Here is a 17,626-nt window from a genome sequence, read left to right on the forward strand (position 1 = left end):
CATTGGCATTGTAGAGGGACACATTAACATTGTATCGGGATGCATTGGCATTGTAGAGGGACACATTAACATTGTATCGGGATGCATTGGCATTGTAGAGGGACACATTAACATTGTATCGGGATGCATTGGCATTGCAAGGTATTGCCAAATTTAGTTCGCTACGAATTAATGAAATGCTGTACTAAATAAATGCAAGCATTTAGGCAAAACTGGGACGGCAGAACATATTAATGTAATCATGTCTGTTTTCAGACGTTTTATTTGGGATGAGATACAGAAAATAATTCATACCCTTGATGATTGCCTGTTAGACATTAGTTGTGAGTCTGAGCAAGAAGAGAAAGAACCACAAGATTGAATTCCTATATTATTCGCGATAAATAGTCGCGAATAACATGGATTCTTTTATTTTTGCCAAATAGGGATGTTCCCGCTACTGGCGTAATTGAGGGTGCAATTCGTTACTTAATTAAAGACAGAATGGACATTATTAGCGCTCGATGGAGTCTTGAAGGTGCTGAAGCTGTTTTACGTCTTCGTTCTCTCCATGTTAGTAGTGATTGGAATGAACATTGGCGCTTTCATTTACTGCAAGAACGTCCACGTCATCATCTGGCTTTACATCAAGGTAGCATTCCTTTGCTCAAAGATGTCACTCAAGCTCGTTGTTTTACTACTCCACTACCAATAGCGTTGCTTGACTACATCTTCTTAAAAGAGCCGCACCCCAAACTTAATATCACTACAACCGCACAGTTGAGCGCAGCAGAATCACCTTACGACTATCTACTATACTTGCAACAAAACCGCCATTGTTCAGCTTTTGCAATGTGTTGTATGCTTCAGTTTGGTTAGTGGTATAAACTGCCAACAAGTAAGGGCGTTGTCCATAAGAAACAAAACCTACGTTACCTTTTACTACTTGCTGCACACTATTTACTAATTCTGGACGGTTGTAATAATCTACCAGCACTGCATAACCCTCTCCTAAGGCTTGAGGATTATAGTTAACTGTCTGCTGAGGTGGCTGTTGCTGTGCCTGAACATTTGGCGTTGTTGGTCGAGTGGTAATTATGGCAGACAAGCCAACAATATTGCTGACATATCTCGCCCAACGATTGGCATCGTCAATTTTGTTAAAGCCCCCTACTCGCGTCACAGTTTCGTTGAGATATTTGCAAGTAATGGTTTTCAGTTGAGGTGGTAAGGCACTACGTAACTGCTTTTGATTATTTGCTGTGGGACTGACTACTAATAAAAGATACTCACCCGCATTTGGTGGTTGACAAAGGGGAATGGCTTGTTGGGCAAAGACAGAACTCATGCAACCAATCAACCCTACGTAAGCGAAGGTCGTCGTAGACATCGCTAATCCTAAAACACTTGGTAAAGTCTGAAATCTATGCACAAAAGTTAGATTATGTAAATCAAGGTGTCCTACAAGATTTTATAAGAAAAAACCTGAAAACCCAGTTACTTCAGTATGGGGATGAAAGGAGTGTAAAAAAATATATTTTGTTATGTGCAAATAAAATAGGAAGTGGGGGACGAGGGGGATAAAGGAGAATTTACTCCCCCTTCTCCCTTGTATCTTTTCCATACCCGATGCCCAATGACGCCAGTTAGCTTCTTTTGTTCAAAGACGCTTCTCTACCAGAGGCTGACGCTCGATGACTCGCTACCGCTTCGCTAATGCCAACGCTAACAGCGGATAGCGTCCCTTGCGCGTCTCTAAGAGTTGCGGTAGCGAGTCCTCTCCCAAAAGCAGACGATGCCGCGCAACAAGCGTCGGGAAACTTGCCGAAGAGCGCTGGACTCACCGCAACGCACTGGCTCCCCAATGCCCAGATTAGGAAACAGTAGCAAGCGATGCCAAGGCATCGGGTATTGTTTCAGAAGGAGCCTGAAATTCTCCAGTGATGACGTACTCTAAACGCAGTTTTAACCAAGTAATAAACTGGGGATTAGTGGAAATAATTGCTACTGCTGGTTGGGGACATTTCGCCTTTAGCTCTATAAACTGCGGTGTTTCCAAGAAAGCTGGTTGCTGAACCAACCAAAAATCTATTTGTTTTTCTTGTTCGTGGTAATGACGGGTGCGCTCTTTAATAACTTCGTGTATCGGTTCTTGTTGGAGAAGAAAGCGTTGACTGGCCAAAACGTAATAGTATGTTTGCATTTTCATCCTTTAGTTACTATGTAAATAATTTAAGGGTACAGAGTGGAATGGCACTAAGAAAAGCCTCTGCCTCTGGTCAAGAAAGAGGAGGCGGAGCCTCCCAAAATAGTTTCCTAGCCTGGAGGCTAGGAACGAGGCAAAACAAGACTTTGGACTTATCTTAATGGCATTCGGTACAGAGTGTAGCACTGTACCCTTACAAACTAACTTTTTTGGAATTTCTTGAACCAAGAACTGAACGGACAAGCACTTTGCTGGTTTTCAGCATTTGTCTTGCCACCAGATGTTAGCTTTTCCAAGAACAGACTATTGTCAAAGTAGTGTTCTAAGGAAACAATCTTCAAGTCATCGCTAACTTTTGCAATGCTCATGCCGATAATTTCTATTGTCTCTCCAGTCGGTGCATGGTCTTTATATTCTCCGTTAAAATGTCCCCAATGCCGCCATTTGAATGTCACATTTGGTGGCCCTGAGAAAACTTCTACCACTTCCCAAGGAAATCCTTGGGGAAATGTTGTGTGGAAGAGTTTTCCGGATGATTCAAAGGTTTCTTCTGAAGCCTTGTAATGTTCTGAATCAGCCATAAACAAATTGTAAGTACCTTGGGCTGATACATCTGCTGCTGTGTACTCTACTCCACCATTGGTACTCACACGAAACTTGTCATTCACAATAGACAACCACTCTTGCGGGTTAGCTTTGAAGGATACCTCCATCTCAAAGGTTCGTACCAAGTTTTGCACGATCGCTTCCAGTGTACCTTCAAGGTGATTGTAGTTACTTTCTTGGGCGAGATTCTCGTTTGAACGCGAATAATCAGGCGGTGTCTGATAGCGCCACTCGACATCAGTGCTTTCCGCTATCACCTTATCTCTATCCTGTACCCAAAGCGGCAGGTTGTTAGATTGTGTTGCGCTCATAGAAGTTTTTGTTGAAGATTTGATCCCAATTTCTAGATTTCGCAGTGACAACCCCTCTTTTAAGACAGATTATAGGGGAGCAGGCAGTGGGGAGTGAGGAGTGGGGAGCAGAGGGGAAATTGTAGTAAGTGTTTCCCCTCTGCCCAATGCCCTATTCCCCATCCCTTCGGATAGCTTGTTTCATCTCACGGACTGCCCTTTCTATACCTACTAATGCTGCCCGACTGATGATGGTATGACCGATGTTAAGTTCTTCCATACCTGGAAGCGCAGCCACTGGATAGACATTCCAGTAGGTGAGTCCATGTCCAGCGTTGACTCGCAATCCAGCTTGAATCGCTTGTTCACACCCTTTAGCTAATATGGCTAATTCTCGCTGGCGATTTGTTTCATCCTTAGCCTCAGCATATTGTCCGGTGTGCAATTCAATAAACCGCGCCTGTAGCTTGACAGATGCTTCAATTTGTGCTGATTCTGCATCGATAAATAAGCTAACTGGAATGTTAGCGCTTTGCAATTTATCAACTATCTCACCTATTTTAGCAAGTTGCCCGACGATATTTAGTCCGCCTTCAGTTGTAACTTCTTCTCGCTTTTCCGGGACTAAAGTCACGTAATCTGGTTTGATATCGAGAGCGATCGCTAGCATTTCATCTGTAGCGGCCATTTCTAAATTAAGATGCGATCGCACTGTTTGCCGCAACAGTAACACATCCCTGTCTTGGATATGCCGCCGATCTTCGCGCAGATGCACCGTAATTCCATCTGCACCCGCTAATTCTGCCAGCACCGCCGCCGCTACGGGGTCTGGTTCCACCGTCCGCCGTGCTTGCCGAATGGTGGCGATGTGGTCAATGTTAACGCCAAGTGTAGCCACCCCAAATTTCTCCCAAATCCACAGTCCTCAGAACTTGATTTTACCGGAAATAGTGGGAGTTATGCTTGAGAGCCAAAGATAAATTACACACGTTAGAGACTTCCAACTCAATAGTTTTGTTACCCAAGCGATCGCCCACAAATCCCAATACTTTCTTAAAATTGGCAAGACTCACCTCAGCCTGCAACACTCCCAGCAGAAAACCCCCAAATGCTTTTGATCCTGGAGGGGTTTGTGCAACTGCTACAAGTTCAGCACTTTCTACATCTAAATCTCTGATCTCTCGTAGCAGATTTCGTGTTTCCTGTTCTTGTTCTTCTGCATCTAAATCTGGATTAGAAAGAGCGATCGTCAGTTTGACGTTAGATTGAGAACTCATTTTGTACCCTTTTCGATTTTTTAGCAGTTGAGTGTCAACTATATTTGCGTGATTTCTCTATTGACATAATAACTGCTATGTAAATTTCCTGATACTTCTCAATATTTTTACAAAAATTCATAAAATTTAGCAGGACTTACGCAGTGAAAACCTGAAACCTGGTTCGCGTAGCGTGCGCTTCGCGCATTCCCCTTAAAATGCTGGAGAATTAAAAGCCCCCTTTTTAAGGGGGTTGGGGGATTTTTTGTGCGTAAGTTTTATTTAGCTCATTTAAAACAACTCCAAATCTGTCACAGCACCAATACTGCTAGAAGATACCAATTTGGCATATTTCGCCAACACGCCTTTAGTGTAACGCGGAGCGGGAGGTTGCCAGTTGGTACGACGACGAGCCAATTCTTCTTCAGATATGTTCAACTGCAATAAACGAGCCGGTGCATCAATAGTAATACTATCGCCTTCTTCTACAAGAGCGATCGCACCTCCAACTGCGGCTTCTGGTGCAACGTGACCAACCACCATGCCGTAAGTACCGCCAGAAAAGCGCCCATCGGTAATTAATGCCACCGCATCACCCAAACCAGCACCGATAATTGCTGAGGTAGGAGCCAACATTTCTCGCATCCCAGGGCCGCCCTTAGGTCCTTCGTAGCGAATGACTAAAATATCACCAGGTTGAATTTTACCCGCCAAAATTGCATTTAAAGAGGCTTCTTCCGATTCAAACACCCGTGCAAGACCTGTAATTACTGGCTTTTTAACTCCGGTAATTTTAGCAACAGCCCCTTCCGTTGCTAGATTACCTCTGAGGATAGCTAAGTGTCCTTGGGCATACATCGGGTTATTCCAAGGACGAATTACATCTTGATTGGCGGATGGTTCTTCTGGTATATCTGCTAATATCTCTGCAATCGTTTGACCACTGATGGTAAGGCTATCACTATGTAACAAGTCATGTACAAGTAGCATCTTCATTACTTGCGGAATGCCACCAGCTTTGTGCAAATCTGTAGCTACATATTTACCACTTGGTTTCAAATCACATAAAACGGGAACACGGGCGCGGATAGTTTCAAAGTCATCCAGTGTTAACTCTACATCAGCGGCGCGGGCGATCGCTAAAAAATGCAACACGGCGTTGGTCGAACCACCCACCGCCATAATTACAGAAATGGCATTCTCTATAGATTTGCGGGTGATAATTTGGCGGGGTAAGATTTGTTTCCGAATCGCTTCAACTAACACAAACGCTGATTTTTCCGTGCTGTCGGCTTTTTCGGCATCTTCCGCCGCCATTGTGGAAGAATAAGGCAAACTCATCCCCATCGCCTCGAAAGCTGAAGACATGGTGTTAGCTGTGAACATTCCCCCACATGAACCAGCACCAGGACAAGCACGGCTTTCAACTTCTAATAGTTCTTTGTCATCAATCTTCCCAGCACTATATTGACCAACAGCTTCAAAAGAACTAACAACTGTTAAATCGCGTCCGTTGTAGTGACCGGGTTTAATCGTGCCACCATAAACGAATATTGCGGGGATATTCATCCGGGCGATCGCCAACATTGCTCCGGGCATATTTTTATCACAACCACCAATGGCCAGTACACCATCCATACTTTGTCCAGTACAGGCGGTTTCAATGGAATCGGCAATGACTTCCCGCGACACTAGGGAATATTTCATCCCTTCAGTTCCCATCGAAATCCCATCGCTAATGGTAATCGTGCCGAACACTTGCGGCATAGCTCCGGCGGTTTTTATCCCAACCTCTGCTCTGAGCGCCAGTTGATTGATCCCCATATTACAGGGAGTGATCGTACTGTAGCCATTGGCAATGCCCACAATAGCTTTATTGAAATCTTCATCTTTAAAACCAACAGCACGCAGCATAGCTCGATTAGGCGATCGCTGCACCCCTTGCGTTACAACTTGGCTTCTCAAATTCTCTGACATCTTTTTTCCTTGCGTGCCTCGTCGCTTGTATTGCGATTGTATTACCTGATTTTCTCATGTATATGTGGCGCGATCAAACAACTATAAAAGGGAGAGGTAAGTTTAGCTTGCCTCTCCCCGCGACTATTAAATTATCAGAATTCTGCCTAGTGCATTTCTTGTTAAAGGATAATGTCGCTTGCCACTAATTCTGGTGTTCCTGCTAACCTAATTTCAAAGTCAGTCAACAGATTCTGAGCAGTATTGTTTAAAGAAAGCAAGCTCTCTTTAAATAAAAACATTAGATTTCTTTAGGACTTACGCACACTCTACGAATTCTCAGCGCTCTTGGCGTCTTGGCGGTTCGATAAATTAAGCTTTTTGGCAATTTTTGCGTAAGTCCTATTCTTGTATAAATTAAAAACAAGAACCCCACTCCTAAGAGCTTGCTCTTAGGAGTGGGGTGTTAAAGACTTTTGTAAGAGTCTATTAAATTAAAGGATAAAGTCCTGTGCCACTACTAGTGGTGCATTTATAAGGCGAACCTCAAAATCAGGCGACAGCTTCCCATCAATATTACCTTGGAGAATACCTGCTGAATAACGAACCTGACCAGGTGCGGAGAATGCGGCAGCCCCAATGAAAGTGAAGGCTTGATTGCCCAGTTTAGTGGAGTCGGCGTCGATAGCAGATAGATCGATTTGGTCACCTGGCAACTTACCGTTTCCTACAAAGTCAGCGATCAGATCCCGTCCAACAACAGCACTATCTGAAACTGAGCTGAACTTGAAAACATCGTTACCTGCTCCTCCAGTGAAAATATCAGTCCCAGTACCGCCAGCAAGTGTGTCGTTACCAGCACCGCCATTGAGGATATCGTTGCCACCACCACCACTAAGGATATCGTTACCATTTTCGCCAAAGAGGGTATCTTTGCCACTACCAGCGTTAAGGATATCGTTGCCATTACCACCTTTAACGGTATTGTTGCCATTGCCGGCGTTAATGATATCGTTGCCATTGCCGGCGTTAATGATATCGTTGCCATTGCCGGCGTTAATGATATCGTTGCCATTACCAGTGTTAATGTTTTGGTTACCACCAGTAGCGTTAATGATTTTGCTACCATTAGTGACGACCTGGATCTTGTCACCACCGCTTTTTAAGATTTCGTCGATGTCAAGACCGGTGATATTATTTAAATTGATACCGTCGATAATTGCCATGATGAGCTTCTCCTAAGTTTAGAGGGGATAAAAATTACCTCGTCACTTCCCCATGAGAAAACGGCGTTGCTGATTAAGAGGATGAATTTCTTTTCCTCTAAAGGCGCAAAGGAAACAGTTTCAAACATTAAATCTTTCAATTTGACACTTCTATTCAGCAACGCCGAGAAAACAAGGTGGACAAATAACGAGTGGGAAGATATAACTGAACTACACTTGATTGGAATAGGTCTTTGCTGTTAAGTCTGAAGACTTGAGAAGATTTCAGAAGGACTGGATGTATTGACAATATTGGCATTAAGATTGTGCCAAGAGTCATGTTATATCCTTGTGCCTTATGTATTCAATGGTTCCAGTAGTAAGCTGCTAGGGAACAAGCAGATTTTCTCCTACGGAATTGCATGTGTTTTCGGACGTTTTTACTGTACATCATGAATCACAAGACTATGATATAACCCTCAAGCGTACTTTTTTCTATCTATAAGAAAGAATAATTAACTTTAATATTTTACTCTCATCAGAGTAAAATGTGAAATCCTTAGATTCAGATCGGGTTTTTTAATTTATATCTGAATAACAAGGTTGTAATAGTAAGTAGGTTGGTGGGAAAAAGCTAAACAATTTAAAGGTATGTAAACGAGCAAATAAGCTTAATTAAAGCATACTTCAGAAAATTTACAAAAATTTACATAGTTACTTTTAATAGCACCAACCTATTTACTCTGGAAGGTAGTTTGTTTTATTTATAAAAAAAGTGGCATTCATTTGTAAAGACTGAATGCCACTTTGTATTTGATCAAAATTCCTGATGATAGAGATATTTTACCCAGGTAGAGTTATGCCAGTGACAGCGATCGCACTAGCTGCAAGAGAAGTCAATGCTGTCCCAAATAACCACCAAGCAGCACTTGCAACGGTTTTTTTGGTTTCTTCAGCTTGCTTTTGGATCGCTTTCAGGCGTTTTTGTGTTTCTTGCTGGATGCGTTCGGCTCGTTGCAATACGCCATCTCGGGCCGTTTCTATTTGGTCGATAATGCGATTAGCATCCGCCTCAGAAATATCCTCACGAGAACTGATGACAGCAACTAAGGTGTCACGATCAAATTCACTGAGGCGATCGCACAACGCTTCAAATCCAGCTTGCGGATCGTCAAATACTTTAGGAAAGTCTTGCTTAATCCCTTCATAGTTGAGTTCCGAACGATCCAGCGAGTTGAGATAGTTGCGAACTTTGGCAAAAATCCCATCCAGCACTGATTGCACTTTTTCCTGGATCTGCTGGAATTGTTCGACAATCGAACTGTGAACAGACTCAATTTGCTCCACAATTCGGTTAGCTTCCTCTTCTGAGATATCTTCTCGCCCAGATAGCAGTGCCACAATTGTCGAACGGTCAAATTTGGAGGCGCGATCGCTTAAATTACCAATTCCAGCCTGGGGAGAAGACAGCAGCAATTGCAAATCGCGTTTGATTGCTTCTGGGTTGAGTTCTTCTTTGTTGGTATAGCAACAGCCAAGGTGGTTAGGACATTAACACATGATAAAACTTAGACACAAAAAGGCTTTTCACCCAGTCCCCAGTCCCCAGTCCCTAGTCCCCAGTCCCTTGCTATATCTCGAACTGCTTCTAGCTGATCGAGAGTTTGGTTTACCTGTTCTTCGCTCAAATCTTGACACTGACTGAGCAATTGTACAAAAGTATCGCGGTCAAATTGCCCGAAGCGATCACTTAAATCTTCAAACCCAGCTTTTGGATCTTCTATCAACTTGTCGAAATCCCGTTTAATACTTTCAGGGTTGAGTTCTTCTTTCCCCGTGGAACGCAGATAATCTTCGATGCGGCTAATCCTACCAAAATTTTAGGATCAGAAAAAAGAACTGATGCTTCTTCTGGAGTTAATACTTCCTGAGCTAAAGTTATCGGCGTTAATCCAAAAGGCAGCGAGTTCCATCCCCAAATAGTTAAAACATCTTGAAACATAGTATTTTCTCACTTGCATTCAATCAAATACCCATTTAGAAAATGGCTTACTCATCACTTTAATTATCAGATTGAAAATGTTGAGAATGCGTGAGGGCAAAACTTTAAAATAAAGCAGATTTCTCCTTAAGCTGTCACAGATGCATAGCTGTGTTTGCCTACCACATATTGCATTTAATCAATAAGTTTGTAACATAAATGTAGTTAAATTTATAAATAAAGTTATTATCTAAAAAAATCAAAAATCTTTGATAAATAAAATCTTTTAATATTTTTTCTATCAAAAATATATTTTATCGAGGAAATTTTTACTTTTTAGTCTTTAGATAAAATCACCTATGTCTCATGATAGAGATAAAAATTCTTCCAAGCGATTGATGAAAAGGGAACATAAACATGTATTAATAGGGTTTGTTGCCCAATGGCATTAAAAAAGTGCAAATCCTTAAAAATGGCTGATTTTTGGCTATAAAGGTGTAAGGGAATAGGGGTTGCACGGTCAATAACTAGCACGTGAAATGTAATATCCGAGTTAGTGAGTGCGTCATAGCCTCTCGGTTACACCCAGCCCTAGCAGGGGTTTGACCTTTTCTTAGTGACATTCGGGTTATTACCAGCTATAAATTTGTTTGTAAGTAAATAATTGATTTTTCCTGAGGAGAAAAAATAATGGTTGTAGGTGTACATAAACGTGGTGTAGGTGTATTTTCTAATCGTCGAGATGTTGAACATGCCCTACATGATTTGAAAAACACTGGCTTTGACATGGATAGAGTCTCTGTTATTACGCAGGATGGAGACAAAGATGATATTGCTGGCGCTGAGGTGAGCGATCGCGTCGGTGACAAATCTGACGAAGGTGCTAAAGTTGGAGCAGTTACAGGTACTGCTTTGGGCGGATTGACTGGCTTATTAGTTGGTCTTGGTACTTTGGCTATTCCTGGAGTCGGGCCAATTATGTTAGCTGGAGCTGCTGCAACCACCTTAGCTACCACCCTGACTGGAGCTGGTATTGGTGCAATAGCTGGCAGTTTGCTCGGTGCATTGGTTGGGTTAGGAATTCCTGAAGAACGAGCTAAAGTTTACGACGAACGCGTCAGACGAGGACACTATTTAGTCATCATAGATGGCACAGATACAGAAATTCTTAGAGCAGAAGCAATTCTACGTCAACAGGGTGTGGAAGAGTTTGGCATTTACGAGAATCCAGATGCTAGAAATGCAAGCACTGGTTATGTAGCTCCAACTTCTACTGCCACTGATTATGTGACTCCAACTCCGACTGCGGCTCGTAGTGGTGTAGAGAGACGAGCAATTGGAGTATTTTCTCATCGCCGAGATGCAGAAGCAGCACTTACAGATTTGCGAGATGCTGGTTTCCCAATGAGTAGAGTCTCGATCATTGCTAAGGATGCAAACGGTCAGGGGATCGCAGGTGTAGATGTAGATAGAACCGCAGGTGCAGGCAATAAAGCAGACGACGGCGCAAAAACTGGAGCAGCTACAGGCGGAGTACTAGGCGGCTTGACTGGTTTATTAGTAGGTCTTGGGACTTTAGCAATTCCAGGAGTCGGGCCTGTAATTTTGGGTGGCGCAGCAGCGACAGCTTTGGCGACAACAGTAGCTGGCGGTGCTATAGGTGCAGCAGCTGGGGGTATTGTTGGCGCACTGGTTGGCTTGGGAATTCCTGAAGACAAGGCGCGAGTTTATGGCGATCGCTTCCAAAGAGGCGATTACTTAATAATTATCGATGCTAATGAAACTGAAATCCACCAAGCTGAAGCTATTCTCAAACGTCGAGGGATCGAAGAATTTGCGATCTATGATGGCACTGATCTCGGTGAACATCGCCCAAGTTTAGATCAAGCAACCGATTATAGCACACCAGTTGCTAATAGCGATCGCACCAATTACTCAACAACTCAAACTGCGGGTCCTAGTGGTGTAGAGAGACGAGCAATTGGAGTATATTCTCATCGCCGAGATGCAGAAGCAGCACTTACAGATTTGCGAGATGCTGGTTTCCCAATGAGTAGAGTCTCGATCATTGCTAAGGATGCAAACGGTCAGGGGATCGCAGGTGTAGATGTAGATAGAACCGCAGGTGCAGGCAATAAAGCAGACGACGGCGCAAAAACTGGAGCAGCTACAGGCGGAGTACTAGGCGGCTTGACTGGTTTATTAGTAGGTCTTGGGACTTTAGCAATTCCAGGAGTCGGGCCTGTAATTTTGGGTGGCGCAGCAGCGACAGCTTTGGCGACAACAGTAGCTGGCGGTGCTATAGGTGCAGCAGCTGGGGGTATTGTTGGCGCACTGGTTGGCTTGGGAATTCCTGAAGACAAGGCGCGAGTTTATGGCGATCGCTTCCAAAGAGGCGATTACTTAATAATTATCGATGCTAATGAAACTGAAATCCACCAAGCTGAAGCTATTCTCAAACGTCGAGGGATCGAAGAATTTGCGATCTATGATGGCACTGATCTCGGTGAACATCGCCCAAGTTCAGATCGAGCAACCGATTATAGCACACCAGTTGCTAATAGCGATCGCACCAATTACTCAACAGGGTCTTATACAGGCGATCCTGCCGTAGTCATTGTTGACCGCCGTGATGAAACACTCTAAGCTAAGGTAGTTATCACTCACACTAGTTTCCCCAAAATTGCCGGAGCAAGAAGTTGAAAATTTTGCTCCTCATTTAAGTAAACTTGCTTCTCACTTCTGCCGTGAATATCAATAAACTCCACAACTTTCACTTTGCGATTCCGAATTCAATATATGCAAAAGCTAACTCCTTTTTTAATTAGTGGCCTTTTAATTTTTGGTGTTGCGGCTTGTGATAACGCTTCTAAAACAAGTGAATCTGCACCCAATAGTACGAATGAAGCTCCCCAAACGCCGAGTGTACAAACAACACAAGCTTCTCAACAAGACGCACAAAGTGATGTCCGCAGAAGACAGCTAAATGAGGATATTCGCGCCCGCGAACAGCGCAGTAATATTACTGGTGGCGATACACAACGAGCAAAAGGTGACCTTAAAAGTGAAGTTCGCTCTAAGTTAGAGGCTAATATACCCAAGAGTCAACTAACAGTTGATGCCGCAGACAATGGAACTGTCACTGTCGCCGGAACTGTGAACAATCAGCAGGAGTTAGCTAAAATTGAACCTTTAGCTAAACAAATTAAAGGTGTCAAAAGTGTAGTTGTTAAAGCAACTGTTCTCGCACCAAAAAAATAAGGTAGGTAACAACAAATCTGCGTGAGTAGGTAGGCATAAATAAATTTAGATGCCCCTGCTCATTCTTGGTGGTCAGTCATACTCAATACTGACCATTAATAATTGACAACTGACGACCTTAATAATTATATTTATTGACGCTCAGTCAGTTATATAAACTCTTGTACTTCCCGAAAATAAAAACTATGGAAACTGAACAACAACGTGAATCCATTAATGCCTCCTTATCACAAGGTACCCTAGCGCTTGAAGGTGTAGATACAACAAACTTGCCAAAGTTACCACCAGCAGCTGAACCGGAATCTCAATTGCAGCAAATTAGCAGACAAGTTTCTGAATTTTTGGAGCAATTACCCGAATACTTAAGTAGCTTTTTTCAGGACTACAAGCAGCCTCTAATAACTGTGGCTTTAATTGTAGCAGCGATTGTTACAGCCAAGATAGTACTAGCAGTCCTGAATGCAATTAATGGGACTCCACTACTATCACTACTCTTTGAGTTAGTTGGAATTAGTTACGCCACATGGTTCATTTTTCGTTATTTCTTGAAGGCTTCAACTCGGCAAGAATTAGCGGATGAAATTCAATCATTGAAAAGCCAGTTTTTAGGCGGATAAATTTCCAAACCATTAAAGTAGTACACTATGGTGCAAATTTATCTATCTTTAACAAGGGGCTTAAGCCCCTTGTCTTGTTAATTGAAATGATAACTAAAGATTTACACGAGTTATACTAGCCTCAGCACAGTATTAAGTATGGTTCGCTAATTAAATATATCCAATCTAAAGGTTCACATTCCCGACTTCTCTAAAAAGTAGAGAATTTTGTAACTATCCTATTTTACATGCAAAAGACAGTAAAGGTAGAATAATGTTCATTAGTGTCAGTGTCAACTTCAGCTTAAACCCTTGTTCTACGTAATTAATGTAAATTATCAGTATTTAACCTGACTTAAATATTAGTTTTTTTGGATACATCCAAAGATAGAGTATATAACATTATTTTTAAATTTAAATCACTTCTAAAGATAGTAGATTTTAGATGAAAAACAGCCTAATCTGGTTTTTGAAGTTATTTAATACATTCTTTAAGAGGACATAATTTATGGCTAATGAAGGTATAGATTCATCTGATAGAGCCGAAGTAAATACATACGATCGCGGCATTATCCCAGCTGAAACAGCTGCTCGAATGGAAAGAGAAGGAGATGAGTACAAAACACTCCCCACAGAAGAAAAAGAGGCAGATGCATCTACCGACGATCAAACTGATTCAGAAAGTATACGCACCACTGACGGCTATACCATAGACAAAGAAGGTTTGTCTAACAACTATGCAATTGAACCGGAAATGTACTACGAAGAACCGGGTGATGCACGCCAACAAGCAGCAGAAGATAAGGCAGCACGTATTCAAGAACTTGCAGAAATTAGTCAAGACGACGAGGAAGGCAAATTGACCGAAAAGGGTGACAAACGTGGTAGAGGTCCAGGGGTAATTTAATTAACACTATCGTTTTTGCTGTGTGTAATTACACGTAATAAAACTAAATAGGCGGTAAGTAGAGACGCAATCATTGCGTCTCTACTTTTATGGGCTAATATTTTCAGAAGTATGTTACTCGATGATCAACGGCTCAAGTTCCCGATTATGCCATTGCCTCTGATGCCATTCGGCAACCAAGGGACGGACAATGAACTTGGGATGATGTTCGCCTTTAACGTCAATGCGTAAACCTGAGTAAGGTCGTCGCTTCTGAAAACCTTGACCGTTGCGACCAATGAAGAGATGCGATCGCGCCACTAATCTATTTTCGTTCCCAAAAGTCTCCATCAAATCTGCTCCCTCAATCCGCTGGCGTCGCAAACTAAACCCGCTACCACCACAAATAATCCAGTGAATATGAGAATCAGCGTGTCCCGTATCCATTGTTTCCAGGTGTTCAAAGCAGTGCGCGTGACCGGTTAATACCAAATCAACCAAAGGACGCCCCTGATTTAGGGAACCTATTTTTTTAGCTACTGCATCCAGCACATCACGGAGGCGATCGCGAATAATCAGAGTTTGTGCTTGTTGCCACTTTGTCGCCTCAGTTACATAGGGAGGATGATGGAAATAAATTACCCTTCCTCGAACTTCAGCAGTATTCCAAGATTCAATTAATCTTTGCTTGAGCCACTCCAGTTGTTCAATATCAGTTAGTGTTGTTTTATCAGCAGCTAATTGCTTATCGATATCAACAATAATCTCTTCAATTTGTGACAGCTTGGCGTGGAAGTCGTCTAATTGGTCGGCTTCGGTGGGGTTTTCTGGACGAAGCTTGGCTGAGGTTTCAACGATTTGCAGCTTTTCTTGCTCTAAATCTTCACGACGTTTTTCTAAGACTTTGCGATCAGCGTCACCTTTTTTTGTTTTAGGTAGCGGTGGTGGATCGTTAAATGTATTAGAATCTAAGGCAAAGAAATCTATACCGCCATAGCGAAAAGTATAGTAGCGATTGGGAAGGCGGGTGAAGTGCCCAGGTTCATAGCTAAGACAACGACCTGTATCTGTCTTGGCTGTGTAATACTGATCTAAATGATGATTTAACTCTCCTGGAAGTTGAAACGCCTTAAGATAGTCCAAAAATGCCCGTGCGTAAGCGTCACCCGTTCCTGAGCCATGCAAGCCCACATCTAAGTCTAACCGCGATCGCAACAGGCCACGAATGGGTAATGTTGTTAGAGATGCCAAGCTTAATAGAATCGGCAAGTTGTAGTAATCGTGATTTCCCGGTACAGGTAGAATGGGCAGCTTAAAAATCATCTGGTCATAGGCAATCCGTCTGGGATGCTCTCCGCCCAAGAGAAACTCTCGATAAGGCTGGATGAAGTTCTGCTGGTAGTATTCACTCGACCCCACTAAATAGATCACATCCCCCATGTGCAACATAAAACGGGATTCGTTGTGATGGGGCAGCATCAGTTCAGCCACTTGTCGCTGGGGATTGTGTCCCCGGTGCTGGCCAGAACCACTATCACCTACAACTAAAAATGAGAACTCTGGATTATCTGATTGACCATCTTCCAACACCAGCCGAGTTTGGTCGATGTTCCGTTCCACAATTAACGGATCTTGCCACCGTACCCGCTGATTCATTTTACTAATTTTGTTAGCGATCGCTGGATCAGATACAAGTTTCAATGCAACCTACTCCTGAATCTTCTATTAAAGGGGACAGGGGAGCAAGCTTGTAGCAAGTCTTTCCCCATGCCTTTATTCTCCTACTGTGTCTTTCATCTCAATAATCAGGTTGGGGAGTCCCTCTAGTTTTTCAGTAGGCTCAACTTCTTCTACTAATGGCACAAAAATTCTCAAGCCTGCTGGAACACACTTAATTTCTACTGGAGTTGTGCCCACTATTTCACCATCTAGAACAACCTTTTGTGGTGGATTAGTCGTAATTTTAAATTGTTTGGCTCGCAGGAAGCCAATATCATCGCGTTCTACGGCGTTACCTGTAGAAGCCGTTTGAAATAGATGAAATGTAGCAGCGATCGCTCCTGCCTTATTAACTGAAGCTACAATCGTTAAATCTAGTAGCCCATCATCATAAACCAGACCTGCTGGACCCTGAGCTAAGACAGAAGTCGCAGGTGCAGCATTTGCTACTGTTACTGCACAGGCGCTAGTTTTAATTATTTTGTCCTCAGTTTCAATTTCAACATCAAAGTTTTTTAAGTTTCTCAGTTGCTGAATTCCAGCCAAAACGTAGGCCATCATCCCAAAACGATTCTTGGCATCTCGGTCTGCCAATTCTACAGTTTCAGCTTCAAAGCCAATACCTGCCAAGAGTACCATTGGTTGCTCGTTGCAATAGGCTACGTCTACACTGCGGGTTCCTCCCTGCAAAATTGTGTGACACGCAGATGCTATCGTGTCAGGAATTCCTAAAGCTGTGGCAAAAGCGTTTGCTGTTCCTCTGGAAATAATCCCAAATGGGATCTCAGTACCTATTAAAGCCGCTGCCGCTGCTGAGAGTGTGCCATCTCCTCCCGAAGCAATGATTGCATCTACACCCCTCGCTACCGCTGCATGGGCCAGTTCGTCAGCGTCGATTTCTTCAGTTGTGAGATAAATATCTAGGTCAATCTCTGGCTCCAATATTGTCCGAATTTCTGCCAGTTCTAAATCTGGGTCACCCTGACCCGCAACTGGATTGAAAATGAGGCAGGCGGAACGATTCATAAAATATAAAAGCTAAACTTTAGATTACTAAAATACCAAATTATTTTTAGCATTGTTGTGAAATTTCGACTTCCATCTGACGGCTGGTTTACTTTTTGTGAAAAGTTCAGAAGTATTCTCCGTTGGAACACACCAATGCTAACGCGTATTTTGGTATCTTTTATTTATACTTAAACAGTAAAAAGTTTGCCATGCGTCAATTATTACTAGTTTTGGCAAGTATTCTAACTTTCAGTAGTTTAGATACCCCCACCATAACAATAGCAGGCACAACGCCTGATTTACCAATGCGCTTAGTTCAAAAGCTTAACTGCAATAATCCTCAAACTCAAGCAGCAATTAATGAATGCACTGGGTTATCTTATCAGAATGCAGATAAAAAGCTGAATCGAGTTTATCAACAATTGCTATCTACGTTAGAAAGCTCTAGGAAACAGAAATTGATTGCTGCACAAGTAGCATGGATCAAGTTTAGAGATACCAATTGTGAGTTTGAGAGAAGCAGATATGAGGGAGGAAGTATTGCCCCAACCATTTATTTTGGTTGTCTAGAAAATTCCACCAAATTGCGTACTCAACAATTACAGGAATATCTCAAAGCCGACCCTTAATTTGATAAAAGTTGTTAATCTTTTTGAAATTTTCCGATTTTATGCATC

General features: G+C 42.6%; 15 protein-coding genes and 2 pseudogenes. 6 read left to right on the forward strand and 11 right to left on the reverse strand.

Annotation, left to right across the window (positions count from 1 at the left end; genetic code table 11):
* Nucleotides 1–435: 435 nt before the first annotated feature.
* A pseudogene (locus tag V7K35_RS03445) lies at nucleotides 436–699 on the forward strand (ISKra4 family transposase); the annotation flags it as partial.
* Nucleotides 700–745: 46 nt separating this feature from the next.
* On the opposite strand, the gene V7K35_RS03450 reads toward V7K35_RS03445, so the two are convergent.
* From V7K35_RS03450 to V7K35_RS03490, 9 genes and pseudogenes are all read right to left on the reverse strand, one after another.
* Entirely contained in the window at nucleotides 746–1,369 is a 624-nt protein-coding gene (locus V7K35_RS03450; RefSeq protein ID WP_334796676.1) for a hypothetical protein, read from the reverse strand.
* 483 nt (nucleotides 1,370–1,852) lie between these two features.
* Nucleotides 1,853–2,182 (reverse strand): MgPME-cyclase complex family protein, encoded by a 330-nt coding sequence (locus V7K35_RS03455; protein WP_335076424.1) that lies wholly within the window; start codon nucleotides 2,180–2,182, stop codon nucleotides 1,853–1,855.
* A 203-nt stretch (nucleotides 2,183–2,385) separates the two neighbouring features.
* A complete protein-coding gene (locus tag V7K35_RS03460; RefSeq protein WP_335076426.1) occupies nucleotides 2,386–3,102 on the reverse strand; it encodes a SnoaL-like polyketide cyclase in 717 nt (238 codons plus the stop codon).
* 151 nt (nucleotides 3,103–3,253) lie between these two features.
* A complete protein-coding gene (locus tag V7K35_RS03465) occupies nucleotides 3,254–3,979 on the reverse strand; it encodes a pyridoxine 5'-phosphate synthase (RefSeq protein ID WP_335076429.1) in 726 nt (241 codons plus the stop codon).
* Between the two features lie 40 nt (nucleotides 3,980–4,019).
* Nucleotides 4,020–4,358, reverse strand: coding sequence for a hypothetical protein (locus V7K35_RS03470; protein WP_335076431.1), 339 nt, complete (start codon nucleotides 4,356–4,358; stop codon nucleotides 4,020–4,022).
* Between the two features lie 270 nt (nucleotides 4,359–4,628).
* Complete coding sequence (gene ilvD, locus V7K35_RS03475) at nucleotides 4,629–6,314, reverse strand: dihydroxy-acid dehydratase (RefSeq protein WP_335076433.1); 1,686 nt, start codon at nucleotides 6,312–6,314, stop codon at nucleotides 4,629–4,631.
* Nucleotides 6,315–6,787: 473 nt separating this feature from the next.
* Nucleotides 6,788–7,519 carry a calcium-binding protein gene (locus tag V7K35_RS03480; protein ID WP_335076435.1) on the reverse strand — a complete coding sequence of 244 codons (732 nt, stop codon included), beginning with the start codon at nucleotides 7,517–7,519 and terminating at the stop codon, nucleotides 6,788–6,790.
* Nucleotides 7,520–8,341: 822 nt separating this feature from the next.
* Nucleotides 8,342–9,357: pseudogene (locus V7K35_RS03485) on the reverse strand (MFS transporter); the annotation flags it as partial.
* Nucleotides 9,282–9,500: a hypothetical protein gene (locus tag V7K35_RS03490; protein WP_335076437.1), complete on the reverse strand. Its 219-nt coding sequence runs from the start codon at nucleotides 9,498–9,500 to the stop codon at nucleotides 9,282–9,284. The pseudogene V7K35_RS03485 and the gene V7K35_RS03490, both read right to left, overlap by 76 nt.
* 669 nt (nucleotides 9,501–10,169) lie before the next feature.
* On the opposite strand from V7K35_RS03490, the gene V7K35_RS03495 reads away from it, so the two are divergent.
* The 4 genes from V7K35_RS03495 to V7K35_RS03510 all read left to right on the forward strand — a co-directional run bounded on the left by V7K35_RS03495 (nucleotide 10,170) and on the right by V7K35_RS03510 (nucleotide 14,243).
* Nucleotides 10,170–12,125, forward strand: a complete 1,956-nt coding sequence (locus V7K35_RS03495; protein ID WP_335076439.1) for a hypothetical protein — start codon at nucleotides 10,170–10,172, stop codon at nucleotides 12,123–12,125.
* A 153-nt stretch (nucleotides 12,126–12,278) separates the two neighbouring features.
* Nucleotides 12,279–12,740: a BON domain-containing protein gene (locus V7K35_RS03500; protein WP_335076440.1), complete on the forward strand. Its 462-nt coding sequence runs from the start codon at nucleotides 12,279–12,281 to the stop codon at nucleotides 12,738–12,740.
* Between the two features lie 185 nt (nucleotides 12,741–12,925).
* The gene (locus tag V7K35_RS03505) at nucleotides 12,926–13,357 is read left to right on the forward strand and encodes a CAAD domain-containing protein (RefSeq protein WP_335076442.1); all 432 of its coding nucleotides are present in this window, start codon (nucleotides 12,926–12,928) and stop codon (nucleotides 13,355–13,357) included.
* Nucleotides 13,358–13,844: 487 nt separating this feature from the next.
* A complete protein-coding gene (locus tag V7K35_RS03510; RefSeq protein WP_335076444.1) occupies nucleotides 13,845–14,243 on the forward strand; it encodes a hypothetical protein in 399 nt (132 codons plus the stop codon).
* A gap of 114 nt (nucleotides 14,244–14,357) precedes the next feature.
* Here V7K35_RS03510 and V7K35_RS03515 read toward each other — a convergent pair whose 3' ends face one another.
* Complete coding sequence (locus V7K35_RS03515; RefSeq protein WP_335076446.1) at nucleotides 14,358–15,923, reverse strand: metallophosphoesterase family protein; 1,566 nt, start codon at nucleotides 15,921–15,923, stop codon at nucleotides 14,358–14,360.
* A gap of 72 nt (nucleotides 15,924–15,995) precedes the next feature.
* On the reverse strand, nucleotides 15,996–16,967 hold the full coding sequence (locus tag V7K35_RS03520) for a YegS/Rv2252/BmrU family lipid kinase (protein ID WP_335076448.1): 972 nt from the start codon (nucleotides 16,965–16,967) through the stop codon (nucleotides 15,996–15,998).
* Nucleotides 16,968–17,158: 191 nt separating this feature from the next.
* Between V7K35_RS03520 and V7K35_RS03525 the strand changes: the two genes are divergently transcribed.
* Nucleotides 17,159–17,578 carry a lysozyme inhibitor LprI family protein gene (locus V7K35_RS03525; protein WP_335076450.1) on the forward strand — a complete coding sequence of 140 codons (420 nt, stop codon included), beginning with the start codon at nucleotides 17,159–17,161 and terminating at the stop codon, nucleotides 17,576–17,578.
* Nucleotides 17,579–17,626: the final 48 nt, after the last annotated feature.

It is taken from the genome of Nostoc sp. (assembly GCF_036917275.1).
Lineage (GTDB): Bacteria > Cyanobacteriota > Cyanobacteriia > Cyanobacteriales > Nostocaceae > Nostoc.